The following is a 17856-nucleotide window of genomic DNA, read 5'->3' as shown; positions in this document are numbered from 1 at the left end:
GTATCGAGACCCGGCATCCAACGCGAAACCGTGCCGGGTGCGAGGTCTCGATACGCTCGTTCCTCGCTACTCGACCAACGGACACCCCGCTGGTCGAGTGGGCCCGCCAGGGCCGTATCGAGACCCGGTGCGCACCACCCCGCCCGACGACGACTAGCTGGCGCGTTCCTCCGGCTCGGTGCCGATGCGCTGGCCGACGACGGCGGAGACGCCGTCCTGCCGCATCGAGACGCCGTAGAGGGCGTCGGCGATCTCCATGGTGCGCTTCTGGTGCGTGATGACGATGAGCTGGCTGGTCTCGCGCAGGTCCTGGAAGATCGTCAGCAGGCGGCCGAGGTTCGCGTCGTCGAGCGCCGCCTCCACCTCGTCCATGATGTAGAACGGGCTGGGCCGCGCCTTGAAGATCGCGATGAGCAGCGCGACTGCGGCCAGCGAGCGCTCCCCACCGGAGAGCAGGGAGAGCCGCTCGATCTTCTTGCCGGCCGGCTTGACGGAGACCTCGATGCCGGTGGTGAGCATGTCGTCCGGGTTGGTCAGCGAGATGCTGCCCGTTCCGCCCGGGAACAGCACGGGGAACACCTGGCCGAACGCCTCCTTGGTGTCCTCGAAGGCGGCGGCGAAGATGGTCTGCATCTTCTCGTCGATCTCCTCGATGATGCTCAGCAGGTCGGCGCGGGTCTTGGTGAGGTCGGTGAGCTGCTCGCTGAGGAAGAGGTGCCGCTGCTCGAGCGCGGCGAACTCCTCGAGGGCGAGTGGGTTGACCCGGCCGAGCTGCGCGAAGGTGCGCTCGGCCTTCTCCAGCCGGCGCTGCTGCACGGCCCGGTCGAAGCGGCCGGGTTCGCCATCCTCGGTCTCGGCGGGGATCTCGACCTCCGGCCCGTACTCGTCGACGAGCACCTCCTCGTCCAGCCCCAGCTCGGAGGAGGCGCGCTCCAGCAGGCTGGAGAGGTGCAGCTTCTTCTCGTAGATGGCCAGCTCGAGCCCGTGTACGTTCTCGGTGATGACGCTGAGCCGTTCGCGGAGGGCCAGCTCCTCGCGCCGGAGCGTCGCGAGCTCCTCGTTCTCGGTGGCCCGCTTGGACTCGGCCGTGGTCAGCTCGAGCCGGGCCTCGGCGACGGAGGCGTCGACGGAGGCGAGGATGACGGGCAGGGCGGTGACGACGGCGCTGGCCGCGTCCACCTGGCGGCGGCGGATGACGGCCAGGCGCGCCGCCTCCTCTGCGGCCGCTCGCTCCTGCTCGCGCCGCCTGGCCAGGGCCTCGCCGCGGGCCTGCTCGGCTCGAACCCGCTCGCGCGCCGTCTCCAGGCCGAGCCTGGACTCGATCTCGGCCTCCCTGGCCTGTTCCAGCTCGGTGTGGAGCGCGGCGCGGGCGCTCGCGTCCAACAGCGGTCGGGGCCGGGAACGGGCGGTGTCCAGCTCGGCCTTGGCCTTCGCGGCTGCGGCCTCCGCCTCGCCGACCCGGCCGGCGGCCAGCTCGAGCGCCTTGCCGAGCCGGTCGAACTCGGCGACGGACGCCTCCGCCTGCACGCGGGCGCGGTTCAGCCGCTCGGTCTGCGCGGCGAGGGCGGAGTCGAACTCGCGCAGCGCGGCGAGGGCGGCCTGGGCCTGCGACTTCGCGGTCTGGTGGGCTGCCCGCTGCTCGGTGAGGGTGTAGCGGGCGCGCTCGATGAGCGAGCCCAGCTCGCCGAGCCGCTCCGCCGCGGCATCCCGCTCGGCGATGAGCTCGATGCGGCCCTGCTCCCCGCCGGATCCGCCGCGGAGCACATACTCGGTGAGCACCTCGCCGGCGCGGGTGACGACGGTGACGGGGGCGCCGGTGGAGGCGGCGGCCAGCTGCGGCGCCGCGGCACGGGCGGTGGCCAGGTCGTCGGCGATCACGACGTGCGCGAGGACGCCCTGCACACCGGGCGGGGCGGTGACGACGGAGGCCGGGGCGGTGATGCCGGGCAGACTGGGCCAGCTCGGGCCTTCGCCCGCGCTCCCCTGGCCGGCATCCGGTTCGGCGATCACGAGTTCGACCCGGCCGAGCCCGTGGGCCGCGGCGTGGTCGACGGCGGCATGCGCGGCGGCGCTGCTCTCGACCAGGATCGCGTCGGCGAGGGTGCCGAGGGCGGCGGCGATGGCGGCCTCGAATCCGGGCACGACGTGCACGTTCTCGGCGACGATGCCGCGCACGCCACCGAGGCCGGCCGCCATCAGGTCGGCCGAGCCGTCGCTGTGCTCGAGGGCCCGGGAGAGGGCGCTGACCTTGGCGGCGAGGGCGTCCTTCTCGCGCTCGGCGCCGTGCAGCTCGTCGCGGAGTCGCTCGATCTCCGCCTCGGCGCGGGTCACCTCGGCCTGGGCGAGCTCATAGGCCTCGTCGAGGTCGGTCTCGCTGGCCTCGTCCTGTTCGGCGGCGGCCTCCAGCTCGGCGAGGTCGCGCTCCGCCTTGGCCCGGCGCTCGGCGGCGGCCTCTGACGCGTTCTGCTGGCGGAGCACCTCGCCGCGCACGGCCGCGAGGCGGGAGGCTGCGGCATCCGCGGTGCCGGTGAGCTTGGTGATCTCGAGGTCGTGCCGCGAGACGAGGGCGCTCTGCGCGGCGATCTCCTCGTCGAGGGCGTCGAGCCGGGTGCGACCGGCGGCCGTGGCGGCCTGGGCCGCCAGCAGGGCGGACTCGGCGACGGCGACGTTGCCGCGCAGCAGCTCGACCTCCTCCTCGGCCTCCCGCAGCATCTCCTGGCTGATGCCGGAACCGCGCTCGTCCGTTCCGGGTTCGCTGCCGAGCAGCGCGATGCGCTGGTTGGCGAGGGTGAACAGCCCGCGCAGGCGCTCCTGCACCGATTCCAGGCCGAAGCTGGTGCGGCGGGCCACGTCGACGGCGTCGCCGAGCTGCGCCTGCTCGAGGCGCTGCACGCGCTGCTGCTTCTGCTCGAGCTGCTCCTGCAACACGATCCGCTCGCTGTGCCGCTCGTGCTCGGTGCGCGTGTAGTCGCCGAGGGCCCGGCGCAGGCCGACGACCTCGTCGGCGAGCAGCCGGGCGCGGGCGTCGCGCACGACGGCGGCGATCGACTGCGCCTCCCGGGCGATCTCGGCCTGCTTGCCGAGCGGCTTCAGCTGTCGCCGGATCTCGCCGGCGAGGTCGCTCAGCCGGGTGAGGTTGGCCTGCATGGCGTCGAGCTTGCGCAGCGTCTTCTCTTTGCGGCGGCGGTGCTTGAGGATGCCGGCCGCCTCCTCGATGAAGCCGCGGCGGTCTTCTGGGCTGGCCCGCAGCACGGAGTCGAGCTGGCCCTGGCCGACGATGACGTGCATCTCACGGCCGAGGCCGGAATCGCTGAGCAGCTCCTGCACGTCGAGCAGCCGGCATCCGCGGCCATTGATGGCGTACTCGCTGGCCCCGTTTCGGAACAGGGTGCGGCTGATGGTGACCTCGGAGTACTCGATCGGCAGCGCGCCGTCGGAGTTGTCGATGGTGAGCGTGACCTCGGCGCGGCCGAGTGGCCCGCGAGAGGAGGTGCCGGCGAAGATGACGTCCTCCATCTTGCCCCCGCGGAGCGTCTTCGCCCCCTGCTCCCCCATCACCCAGGCGAGGGCGTCAACGACGTTCGACTTGCCGGAGCCGTTCGGGCCGACCACGCAGGTGACGCCGGGCTCGAAGGCGAACACGGTCGGCTGCGCGAAGGACTTGAACCCCTTGAGGGTCAGGCTCTTCAGGTACACGCGTGCCTCGTCTTCTCTGTGCCCGGCGGATCCGCCGCCGGAGGTGCGCATCCCGCGCGGATGCTGGGTCTACGGTACCGGCATTTCGGCGCAGAATCCCGCAGAATCACCCGGTGGGCGCCTGATCTGCGCCGGGCGTGCCGGGCGTGGAGCCGGGTGCGCCGGGCGTGGAGTCGGGTGCGCGCGCGCCTGCGCCAGTTCGTCGGGGTCCGCGCCCGCTCAGGTGGCGCGGACCCCGACGAACTGGCGCGGGCGGACAACCCGACCCGCCATGACCGCGGCGAGCGCCGAACCGATCACGTAGGCCAGCAGGTCCGGGGCAGAGAAGGTGGTGCCGAAGACGAGGCGGGCGGGCGGGAACGCCGCGGCCCACTGTTCGGGCAGCCCGGTCAGTTGCAGCACCTCGACCCCCCAGCAGAGCGCGGCGCTCAGCAGCGCGATGCGCCACCAGCGCGACACGGCTCGGGGCCGGATCAGCCAGCAGGCGGCCGTCACGAGCTGGAACACCAGCACCGCGTAGAGCGCACCGCCGAGCAGGTCACCGGCAAGGCCGTCGAGACCGTACCGCACCGCCAGCCCGGCCCCGAGCGTCGCGAGCACGAGCCCGCCGAGCAGCAGCCAGCGGCGGGGGTCGGGCCGTGGTGGTGAGGTCATCGCGCCAGCCTACGCAGCGCCGGCCGCTGCGCGGTGCCGACCGCCCGCCAGCGACGGTTCCGGGGTGCTCAGTTCTCCTTCTCTGGTTGATCCCTAGCCGAATCGGCCCGGCCGTTGCAGAATCGGCAGTGGCGGGTGCACACCGCGCACGCGGGACGGACGGAGAGCACCATGAATGCGCAGGGCGAGCCAGCCACCGCACCCCCCGGCGGCGCGGAACCCGGCAAGACACCGATCGAGATCCGCCTGGTGCCCATTCCCGCGCGCCTCGGCACGCCGGACGCCCGCCCGTTCGAGCAGGTCATCGAGTTCACCGGGATCATCGAAGAGGAGGCGTGGGGGCACCGCGACGCGTGGCTCGGGCCGGCGTCCTCGCTCGCCGAGTACAGCCACAGCTCGTTCACCCACCGCACCCTGCTGGCCGCGTGGCGGGATGGCGAGGTGGTCGGCTGCGGGCGGGTGCGCTACGAGCTCGACGCCAACGACCGCACGGCCTTCGTCTGGGTGGCCACCGCGCCGTCGGTGCGCGGGCAGGGGCTCGGCGACCGGATGCTCGCCCTGGTCGAGGAGCTGGCACTGGATGCCGGCCGCAGCACCCTCTCCAGCTACACCGACCACTCGGCGCAGACCATTGCGGCCGCCGCCCCGAGCGCCCGACGCCTCGCCGCATCCGTGGGCGCCGCGGTGATCCCGGAGACCGACCCGCGAGCACGCTTCGCGATGCGAAACGGCTACGCCCTGGCCCAGATGGAGCGGGTGAGCGTGTACGAGCGGGCGCACGGCGAGAACGGCCTGCCCGCGCTGCAGCGGGCGCTCGCCGAGGCCGCCCAGCGCACGGGCGAGGACTACGAGCTGCTCAGCTGGGGCGACGAGACGCCCGAGGAGTACATCGACTCCTTCGCCGACGCGCTCGGCCGGATGGCGCTCGACGCCCCGGCGGCCGACCTGCTGGTGGAGCCGGAGCTGTGGAACGCCGAGCGAGTGCGCGAGTACGAGAGCGAGGCGGCGATCGCCGGGATGGGCCTGCTGCGCGCCGCCGCCCTCGACCGCAACACCGGCGTCATCGCGGCATACACGGAGCTGGAACTGCCGGCCGAGCACCCGACGCTCGCCCACCAGTCGGACACCCTCGTGCTGGCGGAGCACCGCGGGAATGGCCTCGGCATGCTGCTCAAGGCGGCGAACCTGCTCAGCCTGGCCGAGGTCGCTCCGGCCAGGCGGCGGGTCTTCACCTGGAACGCCGACGAGAACGAGCACATGCTGCGCATCAACGCCGATCTCGGCTTCGAGCTGCTCGGCTACATCGGCTCCTGGCAGAAGGTGCTCGACACCGAGTAGCGCCCGGGCCGGCGCTCCGGAGGCCATCGCCATACATGCCGCGTGCTTATGCAATCCAAAATGCCATGTAATATGTATCCTGCTGCGCTGCTCAGGCGATCATGATCGCGGATGCCGCACGAGAGCCCTCCCCGAATCGGATGAAAGTTCATCCATCCCGGAATTGTTTGCGCCCCGCAGCCGTTTGACCCATGCGGTAACAGAATTCGCACACCATGCCGCACCAGCTCAGAATCGAGACCATGACAGCCAGCACCGCCACCGCCACAGACCTCGGCAGCACCCTCGGCAGCGACCTCAGCAGCGAGCTCCTCGCCACCCTGGTCGCCGAGCACTCCGAGTGGCACGAGGGGCGCCTCGCGGCCCTCGTCGCCCCGCAGGGCAACCTCGCGCTGGTGGAGACCCGCTGGCTGCCGGACGGCACCGAACTGAGCGCCGGCGAGGCCCTCGTCGGCCAGGCGCCGACCGTCACCGCGACCGTGCTGGCCAGGAAGAACCTCGACACGGGCGCACCGGAGCACGGTGTGCGCCTCTGGGACGCGGCGTCCCCCGCGATCCGCGCTTTCGACACCGTTCCCGTCTTCGACTACGACCCCGCCTGGCTGATCCAGGCCGAGTTCACCCCGGTCGCCGAGGGCCGCACGATCCCGTTCGAGCACATCCGCGACAATGGCGGCTCACGCGACCTCGTCGTGCCCGGCGACATCCGTTTCACGCTCGGCGACACCGAGTACACGATGAGCGCCTTCGACGACGGCGGCACACTGCTGCTCGTCTTCGGCGATGCCACGAACGGCATCGACGGCGACACCGGCACCTACGGCTCCGGCCGCTTCCTGTTCGTGCAGCGCACGGACGGCGGCGGCAGCTTCGATGGGCGCAGTGGGACGCCCGGGCCGGTCACCCTCGACTTCAACCGCGCCTTCGTGCCGCCCTGCGGCTTCTCGGCGCAGTACAACTGTCCGCTGCCGCCGGCCCAGAACCGGTTCGCCCTGCCCGTCACGGCCGGCGAGCGCGTGGCCCGGTTCACCGGCGGCTTCGACATCTACACCCTCTAAGCGCACCCCCGCACACAGCACCCCCGCACACCGCACCACATCGCACAGCACCACAATCCCCCAGGAGTAACACGTGAAGAGATCCACGGGCGCCATTGCCCTGTCCGTCGCCGCAGCGCTGGCCCTGTCGGGCTGCGCAGCGGGCGGCGGCACCAGCGACACCGGCGCGGCGACCGCCACCGACGCCACCATCGAGGTCGGCTCGCTCTACGAGCCGCAGAACCTCAGCAACGTCGGCGGCGGCGGCCAGGGCGTCACCGAGGCGCTGACCGGCAACGTCTACGAGGGCCTGTTCCGCCTCACCGACGCCGGCGAGGTCGAGCCCGTGCTCGCCGCCAGCAACACGGTGAGCGACGACGGCCTGACCTACACGTTCACTTTGCAGGACGGCGTCACCTTCCACTCCGGCGACCCGCTCACCTCCGCCGACGTCAAGTCGAGCATCGAGCGCGTCACCGCCGAGGACTCGCAGTCGGCGCGCAAGAGCAGCTTCAAGACCATCGCCGACATCCAGACCCCGGATGACGCGACCGTCACGATCACGCTCTCCGAGCCGTCGATCTCCTTCATCTACAACCTCAGCTACATCTGGGTTGTCAACGACGCCGCCACCGACCTGAAGACCGCAGAGGACGGCACCGGCCCGTACACGGTCGGCGACTGGAAGCGCGGCAGCTCGCTCAGCCTCGACCGCTGGAGCGACTACTGGGGCGAGCAGGCATCCAACAAGGAAGTCGTCTTCAACTACTTCACGGATGCCACGGCACTCAGCAACGCGCTGGTCACCAACCAGATCGACGTCATCACGAGCGTGCAGAGCCCCGACCAGCTCAGCCAGTTCACCGACAACCCCGACTTCGTCGTGAACGACGGCAACTCCACCACCAAGGAGCTGCTCGCCTTCAACGACAAGGTCGCCCCGTTCGACCAGGTCGCCGTGCGCAAGGCCGTCTACTCGGCGATCGACACCAAGAAACTGCTCAACTCCGTGTGGGGTGACTACGGCACGCTCATCGGCTCGATGGTTCCCCCGACCGACCCCTGGTACGAGGACCTCACGCAGGTGAACCCGTACGACCCCGCCCTCTCCGAGAAGCTGCTCGCCGAGGCCGGCCTGGCCGACGGCTTCGAGTTCACGCTCGACACCCCGAGCTACGACCCGCACCCGGCCGTCGCCGAGTTCCTGCAGAGCGAGCTGGCCAAGGTCGGCATCACGGTGAACATCAACACCATCAGCGCCGACGAGTGGTACTCCAAGGTCTTCAAGGAACGCAACTTCGAGGCGACCCTGCAGGAGCACGTGAACGACCGCGACGTGGTCTGGTACGGCAACCCCGACTTCTACTGGGGCTACAACAACCCGCAGGTCACCGAGTGGGTCGCAGAGGCCGAGCGCGCCAGCAGCACCGACGAGCAGACCGCGAAGCTCAAGCTGGTCAACGAGCAGATCGCCCAGGACGCCGCCAGCGTCTGGCTCTACCTCTACCCGCAGATCGTCGTCGCCTCCAGCGACATCTCCGGATACGGCGTCAACGGGCTGAACTCGCAGTTCTTCGTCTCGAAGATCGTGCGCGGCTAAACACCCCATCCCCCGAGGGCCGGGACACCGCGGTTGCGGTGTCCCGGCCTGCAGGCCTTAACCTGAAGTCTCCATGACCGTCTATCTTGTGCGCCGCCTCGGCTTCCTCGTGATCTCCTTCGCGATCGCGATGGTCGTGCTTTTCCTGTTGCTGCGCGTGCTGCCCGGCGACCCGGCCAACGCCCTGCTGTCGGTGAACGCCACCCAGGAGCAGATCGACGCGGCCCGCGCCCAGGTCGGCGCCGACCTTCCGCTGTTCCAGCAGTTCACCGACTGGTTCGGCGGCGTGCTCAGCCTCGACCTCGGCAGCTCCTTCATCAGCTCGCTGCCCGTCGGCCCCGAGATCGCGGCGCGCATGAGCGTGACCATCCCGCTCACACTGCTCTCCTTCGCCCTCGCCCTGCTGATCGCCCTGCCGGCCGGCTTCATCGCCGCCGTGCGCGCCGACCGCTGGTACGGCATCCTGCTCTCCGGCTTCTCCCAGCTCGGCATCGCGGTCCCCGTCTTCTGGGTCGGGATGCTGCTGGTCAACGTCTTCGCCGTGAACCTGCGCTGGCTGCCCTCCGGCGGCTTCCCCCGCGACGACTGGGCGAACCCCGGTGCCGCGCTGACCTCGCTGGCGCTGCCGGTGATCACGATCGCGCTGGTGATGAGCGCCTCGCTCACCCGCTACATCCGCTCGGCCACCCTCGACGTGATCGGCAGCGACTACCTGCGCTCCGCCCGGGCGCAGGGGGCCAGCTTCTCCGGCGCATTCTGGCGGCACGGGCTGCGCAACGGCATCGTGCCCGTCATCTCGATCCTCGGCATCGAGCTGGCCACCACATTCCTCGGCGCCGTCGTCGTGGAGAGCGTGTTCACCCTGCCCGGCCTCGGCAGCATGCTGCTGACCGCCATCCAACAGCACGACTACCCGAACATCCAGGGGATCCTCTTGGTCAGCACCCTGCTCGTGCTGGTGATCGGCTTCCTGGCCGACGTCGCCCAGCGCCTCATCGACCCGCGCCTGCGCACGAGCATCTCCGGGAACGGCATCCGATGACCGCCGTGACGCCCTCCGACGCGACCCAGCACGTCTCGCCCCGCCTGAAGGGCCGGCGGCGCTCGCGCACGCTGGCGATCGGCATCGCGTTCGTGGGCCTGATCGTGGCCGTCGCCCTCGTCTCGCTCGTCTGGCTGCCGTACGAGCCGAGCGACACCTCGGGCGGCCGCCTGGAGTCGCCCAGCTGGGATCACTGGCTCGGCACCGACAAGTTCGGCCGCGACCTGCTCACCCAGCTGATGATCGGCGCCCGCATCGCGATCACCGTCGGCTGCGGCGCGGTCGCCGTCGGCGCCGCCATCGGCATCACGATCGGGCTCGTCGCCGCCTTCGCCAAACCGTGGCTGGACGACACCATCTCGGCGACCCTCGACGTGCTGATCGCCTTCCCCGTGCTGCTGCTGGCGATGCTGATCGTCGCCGCCCAGGGCGCATCGCTCGGAACCGCCGTCCTCGCCATCGGCATCGCCCTCTCGGCCGTCGTCGCCCGGCTCACCCGCATCCTCGCCAGCCAGGTGCTGCGCGCGCAGTATGTGACGGCCGCGCGCACCTCGGGCACCCGCTGGTTCGGCATCGTCGGCCAGCACGTGCTGCCGAACATCTGGCCGACGCTCGGCGTCAACCTCGCCCTCCTCTTCGGCGCGGCCGTGCTCGCCGAGGCCAGCCTCTCCTACCTCGGGCTCGGCGCTCCCCCGCCCAACGCCTCCTGGGGGCGCATGCTGCAAGAGGCGCAGGCGACGTTCACCACGGCGCCGGCCGGCGCGATCGCCCCGGGCATCGCGCTCGTCATCCTCGTCGTCGGCGTCAACTTCATCGCCGACGGCCTGCGCGACCTCGCCGACCCGACCCGAAAGCGTTCCCGATGAGCCTGCTCCGCATCGACCGGCTGTCGATCAGCTCCGCCTCCGCCGCGCCGGATGCCCGGCCCCTCGTCGACGAGCTCTACCTCTCCCTCGAGGCCGGCGCCCGGCTCGGCCTGATCGGCGAATCCGGCTCGGGCAAGTCGCTCACCTCGCTCGCCATCACGGGCCTGCTGCCGAGCGGGCTGGCCGCGAGCGGCAGCATCACGCTGGACGGCGTCGAGGTGATCGGGGCCGACGAGCGGGTGCTCCAGCCCCTGCGCGGGCCCGTCGCCTCCATCGTCTTCCAAGAGCCGTTGACCGCCCTCGACCCGCTGATGCGGGTCGGACGCCAGGTGGCCGGCCCGATCCGGCGGCACCGGGGGCTGCGCGGCAGCGCCCTCGACACGGCCGTGCGGGCCGCCCTCGACGAGGTGGCCCTGCCGGACCTGGACCGCATGCTGCGGGCCTACCCGCACGAGATCTCCGGCGGCCAGCGCCAGCGCGTCGCCATCGCGATCGCCCTGGCCAGCCGGCCGGCGCTGCTGATCGCCGACGAGCCGACGACGGCGCTCGACGTCACCGTGCAGGCGGAGGTGCTGGCGCTGCTCAACCGGCTCGTCGCCGAGCGCGAGATGGCGCTGCTCTTCATCAGCCACGACCTGGCCGTCGTCTCCTCGATGGTCGACGAGGTGGTCGTGCTGAGCAACGGCGTCGCCGTCGAGCGCGGGCCGGTCGCCCGGGTGCTGAGCGCCCCGGAGCACGAGTACACCCGGCGGCTCGTCGCCAGCGCGCGGGCCCTCGACAACGCTCTGGAGGCGCTATGACAGAGCAGGCAGCTCCCCCGGCCGGCACCTCCCCGGCCGACATCCCCGCGCCCGCCGCGGCCGCGCCGCCCATCCTCGCACTCCAGGGCGCCGGCTACCGCTACCACCGCGGCGGTCTCGCGCTCGACGACGTCTCCCTGTCGATCGCCGCGGGCGAGAGCGTCGGCCTGGTCGGGGAGTCCGGCGCCGGCAAGACGACGGCGCTCCGGCTGCTGCTCGGCCTCGACGCCCCGAGCAGCGGGGCCGTGCTCTTCGACGGCGAGCCGCTGAACCGGCGCGACACCGCGCAGATCCGCCGCTTCCGCAGCTCCGTGCAGGCCGTCTTCCAGGACCCGTACTCCTCGCTGGACCCGCGCCAGCGCATCGACCGGATCGTGAGCGAGCCGCTGCGCTCGCTCGGCATCGCGAGCGGCCGGGAGGCCGCGGAGCAGGCGGCATCCGCCCTGGAATCGGTCGGCCTCGACGCCGACGTGCTGCGCCGCTACCCGCACGAGTTCTCCGGCGGCCAGCGGCAGCGCATCGCGATCGCGCGCGCCGTCGTCTGCAAGCCCCGCCTGCTGCTCGCGGACGAGCCGGTCAGCGCCCTCGACATGAGCACCCGCATCCAGGTGATCGACCTGCTGCAGGGCCTGCGCGACCGCACGGGCCTCGCCCTGGTGATGGTCTCGCACGACCTGGGCGCCGTCGCCTCGCTCTGTGAGCGCACCGTCGTGCTGCGCGGCGGCCGTGTCGTGGAGGCCGGGCCGACCCCGCAGCTGCTGCACGCTCCCGCCGAGGAGTACACCCGGGCGCTCATCGCCGCCGTGCCGCGGCTGCCCCGCTAGGCCGACGCGGCATGCCAGGGACCCCGCGCCCTCCACTGACCCCCGAGATGGGCGGCGCAGAGCTGTTGCGCTGGTACTGGTTGAAGGACGAGCTCAGCGCCTTCGCCCGCGCTCTCGGCATCCGCTCGACGGGCGGCAAGGAGCTCCTGACGCGGCGCATCGCGGCGGCGCTCGACGGGCAGCCGTTCGCGGAGCCGGCAGCGCGGCTCGGCGGGGGCTCCGCGCAGCTGTCGGGGGCGCTCACGGCCGCGACGCCCATCCCGCGCGGGCAGCGCTGCAGCCAGCCCGTGCGTGCGTGGTTCGCCGAGCAGGTGGGCGCGCCGTTCCGATTCGACGGCGCGATGCGCGCGTTCTTCGCGGAGACCGACGGCACCCAAACCCTGCGGGATGCGCTCGCGCACTACCGCGCCACCCGCGGCCAGGGGCCGCAGGAGATCGACGCCCAGTTCGAGTACAACCGGTTCACCCGCGGCTGGCATGAGAGCCACCCCGGGGGTTCCCGCGAGGAACTGTTGCGCGCTTGGCAGGCGTACCGCGGCCAGTCGGTCGATGAGCGGGGCCGCGCCTAGCCCGCCGACGGCCTGCGGACACGGCGAACGCCCGGCACTCCAGGGAGCGCCGGGCGTTCGCCGTTTCGTGGGTTACGCCGCCTGCGGCAGGCTGAGCGTCGCGCGCGGGACGGGTGTCACCAGGAACTCGCCGTCCGCGACGTCCACCCGCACGCCCTCGCCGTCGCCCACCGCGCCGCTGACGAACAGATCGGCGATGCGGTCGTCGATCTCGCGCTGGATGACGCGGCGCAGCGGTCGGGCGCCGTACTCGGGTTCGTAGCCGCGCTCGGACAGCAGGGACACCGCGGCATCCGTCACCTCGAGGCCGATCTCGCGCGCGGCGAGCCGCGACGCCGTGGCGTCGAGCATCAGGCGCACGATCCGCTCGAGCTGCGGCCGGTCGAGCTTCTGGAACAGCACGATCTCATCGATGCGGTTGAGGAACTCGGGGCGCATGGCCTCGCGCACCTTGCCCATGACGCGCTGGCGCACGTCGTCGGCCGAGCCGAAGCCGGAGGGGTCGGAGCCGGCCACGAAGCCGAGGGCGCCCGACCGCGACGCGAGGAACTCCGGGCCGAGGTTCGAGGTCATCACGATCACGGTGTTGCGGAAGTCGACCGTGCGCCCCTGGCCGTCGGTCAGGCGCCCGTCGTCGAGCACCTGCAGCAGCAGGTTGAAGACGTCGGGGTGCGCCTTCTCGATCTCGTCGAACAGCACGATCGAGTAGGGGTTGCGTCGCACACGCTCGGTGAGCTGGCCCGCCTCGTCGTAGCCGACGTATCCGGGAGGGGCGCCGACGAGCCGAGACACCGTGTGCCGTTCGCCGAACTCGCTCATGTCGAAGCGGATGACGGCGGACTCGTCGTCGAACAGGCTCGCCGCGAGCGACTTCGCGAGCTCGGTCTTGCCGACGCCGGTCGGCCCGAGGAACAGGAAGGAGCCGACCGGGCGACGCGCGTCGCCCATGCCGGTGCGGCTGCGGCGCACGGCCTTGGCGACCGCGGTGACCGCGTCGTCCTGGCCGATGACGCGCCCGTGCAGCTCGCCCTCGAGGTCGCCGAGGCGTTCCCGCTCGCTCTCGGTGAGGCGGTTCACCGGAATCCCGGTGGCCCGCGAGATCACCCCGGCGATCTGCGCCTCGTCGACGACGTGCGCCGCGTCGCCGGATGCAGCGCCGCCCCTCTGCGCGGTCGCCGCGTCGAGCTTGGCCTGCACCGCCCCGATCTCATCGCGAATCCGCGAGGCCTCCTCGTAGTGCTCGGCGCCGACGGCGGCATTCTTGTCGGCCTCCAGCTCGGCGAGGCGCGCGATGAGCGCGGGGACATCGGTCTTCATGCCAAGGCGGAGGCGCAGGCGCGCGCCGGCCTGGTCGATGAGGTCGATGGCCTTGTCCGGCAGCACCCGGTCATTGAGGTAGCGGGCGCTGAGCTCGACGGAGGCGCGGAGCGCGGCATCCGTGTAGCGCACGCCGTGGTGCGCCTCGTAGGCCGGCTTCAGCCCGTGCAGGATCAGCACGGCGTCCTCGATCGAAGGCTCCCCCACCTTGACGGGCTGGAAGCGGCGCTCGAGCGCCGGGTCCTTCTCGATCCTTCGATACTCACTCAGCGTCGTGGCACCCACGAGGTGCAGTTCGCCGCGTGCGAGTCGGGGCTTCAGGATGTTGCCCGCGTCCATTCCGCCGTCTCCGGCGCCGCCCGCACCGACGACGGTGTGCACCTCATCGATGAAGACGATGAGTTCGCCCGTGTGCGCGGCGATCTCCTCCATGGTCTTGGTGAGGCGCTCCTCGAAGTCTCCGCGGTAGCGGGTGCCGGCGAGCATGCCGGGCAGGTCGAGCGAGATCACGCGCCGGCCGAGCAACTGCTCCGGCACGGTCTCCTCGACTATGGCGCGGGCGAGGCCCTCCACGATCGCCGTCTTGCCCACGCCGGCCTCGCCGACGAGCACCGGGTTGTTCTTGGTGCGGCGGCTGAGGATCTCGATCGTCTGCTCGATCTCGTCGGCACGGCCGATGACGGGGTCGAGCTCGCCGTCGGCGGCGCGCTGCGTGAGGTCGGTGCCGAAGGCGTCGAGCATGGGGGTCGCGGATTCCGCGGCGCCCCCTGCCTTCTCCCTGTCACCGAGCTCGGCGTCGCCGGGCGCGCCCGCCGTCACCGGCTCGCGGATCTGCTGGGTCAGCGCCTCGGCGGTGACACCGGCGCGGGCGAGCACCTGGCCGGCGGGGGCGTCCTGCCCCAGCACGAGCGCGAAGAACAGGTGCTCCGGGTCGATGTACGTCGATCCGCTCGAGCGGGCCACCTGGTAGCTGTGGAACAGCGCGCGGGAGGCGCTGGGCGTGATGGTGGCGGCGTCGATGTCGGCGACATCCGTCGCGGCGGGCAGGCGCGCCTCGGTCGCGGTGATGATGCGCTCCGGCGCCACGCCGATGCGGGCGATCGCCTGCGAGACGCTCTCGTCCTCGACGATCACGCGCAGGATGTGCAGGGCGTCGAGCTCGGTCTGGCCGCGCTCGAGCGCGAAGCGTCCAGCCTGGCGCAGGATGCTCTGGGTGCGTGCGGTCAGGAAGCGGCTGAGGTCGATCGACCTGGCCTGCCGTGCCTGTTCGCCCGCGAGGTAGCGGGAGAGGAACTCGTCGAACGAGTTGGCTCCGGGCTCTGTGAAATCTTCGGGCACCAATCCTCCTCAGGTAAAGTTGAGTGCAGTTCGCTCAAGTTCAACGCTGGAGGCGCGGGGGTATTCCGGCTCACGGTGTTTCTCCAGCCTCAGCCGGTCGAGTGCCACAGCCGCGCACCCACTCGCCACCGTGCCGCCGCATTCTGCCGCCGCATCCCGCATCCCGCCGCCTGCTGCCCGCTGCCCTCTGCGCCAGTTGGTCGGCCTCCGCGCCCGCTCATGTGGCGCGGACGCCGACGAAGTGGCGCAGGGCGCGCATCGCGCGGGCGCGGGCAGGGGCGCGGCCCGAGCTGCGCGCCGTCAGGCGCGGGGCGCGCGCAGCCGCTGGCACTTCGGGCAGAAGTGCGAGCCGCGGTTCATGAACTGCTCGCGCCTGATCGGCGTGCCGCAGCGCGGGCAGGGCTTGCCCTGCTGGCCGTAGGCGTTGAGCGAGTGCGCGAAGTAGCCGGAGGCGCCGTTCACGTTGACGTACTGCGCGTCGAAGCTGGTGCCGCCCTCGGCGAGGGCCTTCTCGAGCACGTGGCGCACCTCGGCGAGCAGGGTGCGCTTCTTCTGCGTCGACAGCGAGGATGCCGGTTGCTCGTAGTGCAGCCGCGCCGCCCAGAGCGCCTCGTCGGCGTAGATGTTGCCGATGCCGCTGATCAGGCCCTGGTCGAGCAGGGCGCGCTTGATGCCGGTGTTCTTGCGGGAGAGCGCGGCGAAGAAGGCCGCGTCGGAGAAGGCGGGGTCCAGCGGGTCGCGGGCGATGTGGGCGACCTGGCTCGGCAGGCTCAGCTGCCACGAGTTCGCACCGTCGGTCGCTGCCGGGCCGGCGAAACCTGCAGGGGCGCCGTCCGGGGTCGGCACCATGCGGTCGACGGCCATCGAGCCGAAGATCCGCTGGTCGACGAAGTTCACCCAGAACTCGCCGTGCTCCGGGTGCTCGATGGCCAGCCGGATGCGCAGCAGGCCGGACTCCTCGAAGCCGGGGCTGCGCAGCAGCACCTGCCCGCTCATGCCCAGGTGGGTGACGAGCGCGCGGCCGCTGCCGAGCGGGATCCAGAGGAACTTGCCGCGGCGCACGGCGGCCAGCATCCGCTGCTCGAGGAGCAGGCCCTCAAAGTTGCCGGATGTCGCGTCGTGGCGTTTCAGCGATCGCTCGTCGAACACCTCGACGCCGCGCACGAGCGCGCCGCCGATGGCCGGGGCCAGCCCGGCGCGGACGACCTCGACCTCGGGCAGCTCAGGCATCGGGCAGCTCCACGGGAGGCCGGGGCGCTACTTGCGCCCGGTGAGGCGCGACCACGCCTCGAGGGCGGCGGCCATCTCGGCGTGCTTCTTGCTGGTGCCCTCGCCGCTGGCGGTGACGTCGCCGACGGTGACCGTCGCCACGAACCGCTTGTCGTGGTCCGGGCCGCTCTCGGTGATCTCGTAGACGGGCACGCCGCCGCCGCGGTGCGCGGCGATCTCCTGCAGGCTCGTCTTCGGGTCCATGGTGACCCCGAAGCGGTCCGGGTCGGCCAGCAACGGCTCGATCAGGCGCAGCACGAACGGCGTCGCGACGTCGCCACCCTTGTCGAGGTAGACGGCGCCGATAATCGCCTCGACCGTGTCGGCGAGGATGGAGGCCTTGTCACGGCCGCCGGTCAGGATCTCACCGCGGCCGAGCCGGATGTACTGACCGAGCCCGATCGCACGGGCGACTTCGGCCAGCGCGACACTGCTCACAAGGCTGGCTCGTCTCTTGGCGAGGTGTCCCTCGTCCAGATCCGGGAAGCTGCGGTAGAGCATGACCGTGACGGCCTGCCCGAGAATCGAGTCGCCGAGAAACTCCAGGCGCTCGTTGGTGGGAATGCCACCGTTCTCGTACGCAAAGGAGCGATGCGTGAGAGCAAGCTCCAGCAGCGCATCGTCGATATCGATGCCGAGAGACGCCGCAAGGGCATCCCGCGGCTGCTCAGGAAGAGAAGCCATGCAAGATGCCCTTCAGACGGCGTACGTCGGCAACGAGTGCCGAATTAAACGTCGGCGACCTTACGGCCCTTGTACTCCATGAAGAGTTCGGTGCCGGCCGAGTCGGTGACAACCTTGGCGCGGTGCGGCAGGCTGTAGGTGACCTTGCCGTTTTCGACGGTCTTGACGAGGTTGGGAACCTCAGCCTTCCACTGCGAACGGCGGGCGCGCGTGTTGGAGCGTGACATCTTCCGCTTGGGAACAGCCATGACTATCTCTCTTTCTTCGTGTCGATGCCGGCGTCTCCGCCTGCTTCGTTGTCTGTGGAAACCTGCAAGTCCGCAAGCGCAGCCCAGCGCAAGTCGCGCGGCTCTTCTACGGTGAGTTCGGGTTTTTCGGCAAGCCGCTCCCCGGTCTCAGGATTGAGACCTGGGCAATCCGGCCGGCAAACCGGCTGGAACGGAAGTGCAAGCACAACCGCATCCCTGATCAGCGGTTCAAGATCCACGTGGTCATCTTGAACCTCATACTCAAAAGCTTCATCAGAAGAATACGCGAAAAGTTCCTGAAACTCGACTTCGACTGGCAGTTCGATGTCAATCAGGCACCGTCCGCAGATTCCGGATGCCGTCGCCTCGATGCTCGCGCTGACCAAAACGCCCTCGTGAACGGCCTCCAGACGCACGTCGACGTCCATGATCTCGCCCTCGCGAACGGCGACGAGGCCTTCTCCCAGCTGGGCAGGGACGGGAATCTCGAGCTCCACCTCGCGCATCTCGCCTGCTCGACGAAGAAGGTCGCGCACGTGCACGGTGTAGGGCGTCTTGCTGAAATTACTCACCA

15 protein-coding genes are annotated in these 17856 nt (G+C 71.1%); 8 read left to right on the top strand and 7 right to left on the bottom strand.

Annotation, left to right across the window (positions count from 1 at the left end; all coding sequences use genetic code 11):
• Positions 1–153 precede the first annotated feature (153 nt).
• Both smc and BLT62_RS08010 read right to left on the bottom strand, forming a co-directional pair.
• Positions 154–3696: a chromosome segregation protein SMC gene (gene smc, locus BLT62_RS08015; RefSeq protein ID WP_083365379.1), complete on the bottom strand. Its 3543-nt coding sequence runs from the start codon at positions 3694–3696 to the stop codon at positions 154–156.
• A gap of 219 nt (positions 3697–3915) precedes the next feature.
• Positions 3916–4350 (bottom strand): ribosomal maturation YjgA family protein, encoded by a 435-nt coding sequence (locus tag BLT62_RS08010; protein ID WP_083363579.1) that lies wholly within the window; start codon positions 4348–4350, stop codon positions 3916–3918.
• A 171-nt stretch (positions 4351–4521) separates the two neighbouring features.
• Here BLT62_RS08010 and BLT62_RS08005 point away from each other — a divergent pair, with 171 nt between their 5' ends.
• From BLT62_RS08005 to BLT62_RS07970, 8 genes are all read left to right on the top strand, one after another.
• Positions 4522–5688: a GNAT family N-acetyltransferase gene (locus tag BLT62_RS08005; protein WP_083363578.1), complete on the top strand. Its 1167-nt coding sequence runs from the start codon at positions 4522–4524 to the stop codon at positions 5686–5688.
• A 242-nt stretch (positions 5689–5930) separates the two neighbouring features.
• The gene (locus BLT62_RS08000; protein WP_083365378.1) at positions 5931–6746 is read left to right on the top strand and encodes a DUF1684 domain-containing protein; all 816 of its coding nucleotides are present in this window, start codon (positions 5931–5933) and stop codon (positions 6744–6746) included.
• A gap of 73 nt (positions 6747–6819) precedes the next feature.
• A complete protein-coding gene (locus BLT62_RS07995; protein ID WP_083363577.1) occupies positions 6820–8325 on the top strand; it encodes an ABC transporter substrate-binding protein in 1506 nt (501 codons plus the stop codon).
• Positions 8326–8398: 73 nt separating this feature from the next.
• Positions 8399–9367: an ABC transporter permease gene (locus BLT62_RS07990; RefSeq protein ID WP_083363576.1), complete on the top strand. Its 969-nt coding sequence runs from the start codon at positions 8399–8401 to the stop codon at positions 9365–9367.
• A complete protein-coding gene (locus tag BLT62_RS07985; RefSeq protein WP_083363575.1) occupies positions 9364–10233 on the top strand; it encodes an ABC transporter permease in 870 nt (289 codons plus the stop codon). The genes BLT62_RS07990 and BLT62_RS07985 overlap by 4 nt, the downstream gene beginning before the upstream one ends.
• Positions 10230–11033, top strand: coding sequence for an ATP-binding cassette domain-containing protein (locus BLT62_RS07980; protein ID WP_083363574.1), 804 nt, complete (start codon positions 10230–10232; stop codon positions 11031–11033). The genes BLT62_RS07985 and BLT62_RS07980 overlap by 4 nt, the downstream gene beginning before the upstream one ends.
• A complete protein-coding gene (locus BLT62_RS07975) occupies positions 11030–11857 on the top strand; it encodes an ABC transporter ATP-binding protein (RefSeq protein ID WP_083363573.1) in 828 nt (275 codons plus the stop codon). The genes BLT62_RS07980 and BLT62_RS07975 overlap by 4 nt, the downstream gene beginning before the upstream one ends.
• Before the next feature lie 47 nt (positions 11858–11904).
• Entirely contained in the window at positions 11905–12426 is a 522-nt protein-coding gene (locus BLT62_RS07970; protein ID WP_083363572.1) for a DUF6434 domain-containing protein, read from the top strand.
• A 72-nt stretch (positions 12427–12498) separates the two neighbouring features.
• Here BLT62_RS07970 and BLT62_RS07965 read toward each other — a convergent pair whose 3' ends face one another.
• The 5 genes from BLT62_RS07965 to BLT62_RS07945 all read right to left on the bottom strand — a co-directional run bounded on the left by BLT62_RS07965 (position 12499) and on the right by BLT62_RS07945 (position 17788).
• Positions 12499–15081, bottom strand: a complete 2583-nt coding sequence (locus BLT62_RS07965) for an ATP-dependent Clp protease ATP-binding subunit (protein ID WP_083363571.1) — start codon at positions 15079–15081, stop codon at positions 12499–12501.
• A gap of 300 nt (positions 15082–15381) precedes the next feature.
• On the bottom strand, positions 15382–16311 hold the full coding sequence (mutM, locus tag BLT62_RS07960; protein ID WP_083363570.1) for a bifunctional DNA-formamidopyrimidine glycosylase/DNA-(apurinic or apyrimidinic site) lyase: 930 nt from the start codon (positions 16309–16311) through the stop codon (positions 15382–15384).
• A 27-nt stretch (positions 16312–16338) separates the two neighbouring features.
• Complete coding sequence (gene rnc, locus BLT62_RS07955) at positions 16339–17034, bottom strand: ribonuclease III (RefSeq protein WP_083363569.1); 696 nt, start codon at positions 17032–17034, stop codon at positions 16339–16341.
• 44 nt (positions 17035–17078) lie between these two features.
• The gene (gene rpmF, locus BLT62_RS07950) at positions 17079–17282 is read right to left on the bottom strand and encodes a 50S ribosomal protein L32 (RefSeq protein WP_067226862.1); all 204 of its coding nucleotides are present in this window, start codon (positions 17280–17282) and stop codon (positions 17079–17081) included.
• A gap of 2 nt (positions 17283–17284) precedes the next feature.
• Positions 17285–17788: a YceD family protein gene (locus tag BLT62_RS07945; protein WP_083365377.1), complete on the bottom strand. Its 504-nt coding sequence runs from the start codon at positions 17786–17788 to the stop codon at positions 17285–17287.
• Positions 17789–17856 lie beyond the last annotated feature (68 nt).

Source organism: Microterricola viridarii (genome assembly GCF_900104895.1).
In the GTDB taxonomy this organism is placed as follows: domain Bacteria; phylum Actinomycetota; class Actinomycetes; order Actinomycetales; family Microbacteriaceae; genus Microterricola; species Microterricola viridarii.
This window is presented reverse-complemented; position numbering and strand designations above follow the sequence as displayed.

Excerpts from the sequence above, each read along its gene's own strand:
- rpmF (WP_067226862.1), bottom strand. The coding sequence starts at position 17,282 with ATGGCTGTTCCCAAGCGGAAGATGTCACGCTCCAACACGCGCGCCCGC.
- BLT62_RS07980 (WP_083363574.1), top strand. The coding sequence starts at position 10,230 with ATGAGCCTGCTCCGCATCGACCGGCTGTCGATCAGCTCCGCCTCCGCC.
- BLT62_RS07985 (WP_083363575.1), top strand. The coding sequence starts at position 9,364 with ATGACCGCCGTGACGCCCTCCGACGCGACCCAGCACGTCTCGCCCCGC.
- BLT62_RS07945 (WP_083365377.1), bottom strand. The coding sequence starts at position 17,788 with ATGCGCGAGGTGGAGCTCGAGATTCCCGTCCCTGCCCAGCTGGGAGAA.
- BLT62_RS07990 (WP_083363576.1), top strand. The coding sequence starts at position 8,399 with ATGACCGTCTATCTTGTGCGCCGCCTCGGCTTCCTCGTGATCTCCTTC.
- mutM (WP_083363570.1), bottom strand. The coding sequence starts at position 16,311 with ATGCCTGAGCTGCCCGAGGTCGAGGTCGTCCGCGCCGGGCTGGCCCCG.
- BLT62_RS07975 (WP_083363573.1), top strand. The coding sequence starts at position 11,030 with ATGACAGAGCAGGCAGCTCCCCCGGCCGGCACCTCCCCGGCCGACATC.
- BLT62_RS08010 (WP_083363579.1), bottom strand. The coding sequence starts at position 4,350 with ATGACCTCACCACCACGGCCCGACCCCCGCCGCTGGCTGCTGCTCGGC.
- rnc (WP_083363569.1), bottom strand. The coding sequence starts at position 17,034 with ATGGCTTCTCTTCCTGAGCAGCCGCGGGATGCCCTTGCGGCGTCTCTC.
- BLT62_RS08000 (WP_083365378.1), top strand. The coding sequence starts at position 5,931 with ATGACAGCCAGCACCGCCACCGCCACAGACCTCGGCAGCACCCTCGGC.
- BLT62_RS07970 (WP_083363572.1), top strand. The coding sequence starts at position 11,905 with ATGGGCGGCGCAGAGCTGTTGCGCTGGTACTGGTTGAAGGACGAGCTC.
- BLT62_RS08005 (WP_083363578.1), top strand. The coding sequence starts at position 4,522 with ATGAATGCGCAGGGCGAGCCAGCCACCGCACCCCCCGGCGGCGCGGAA.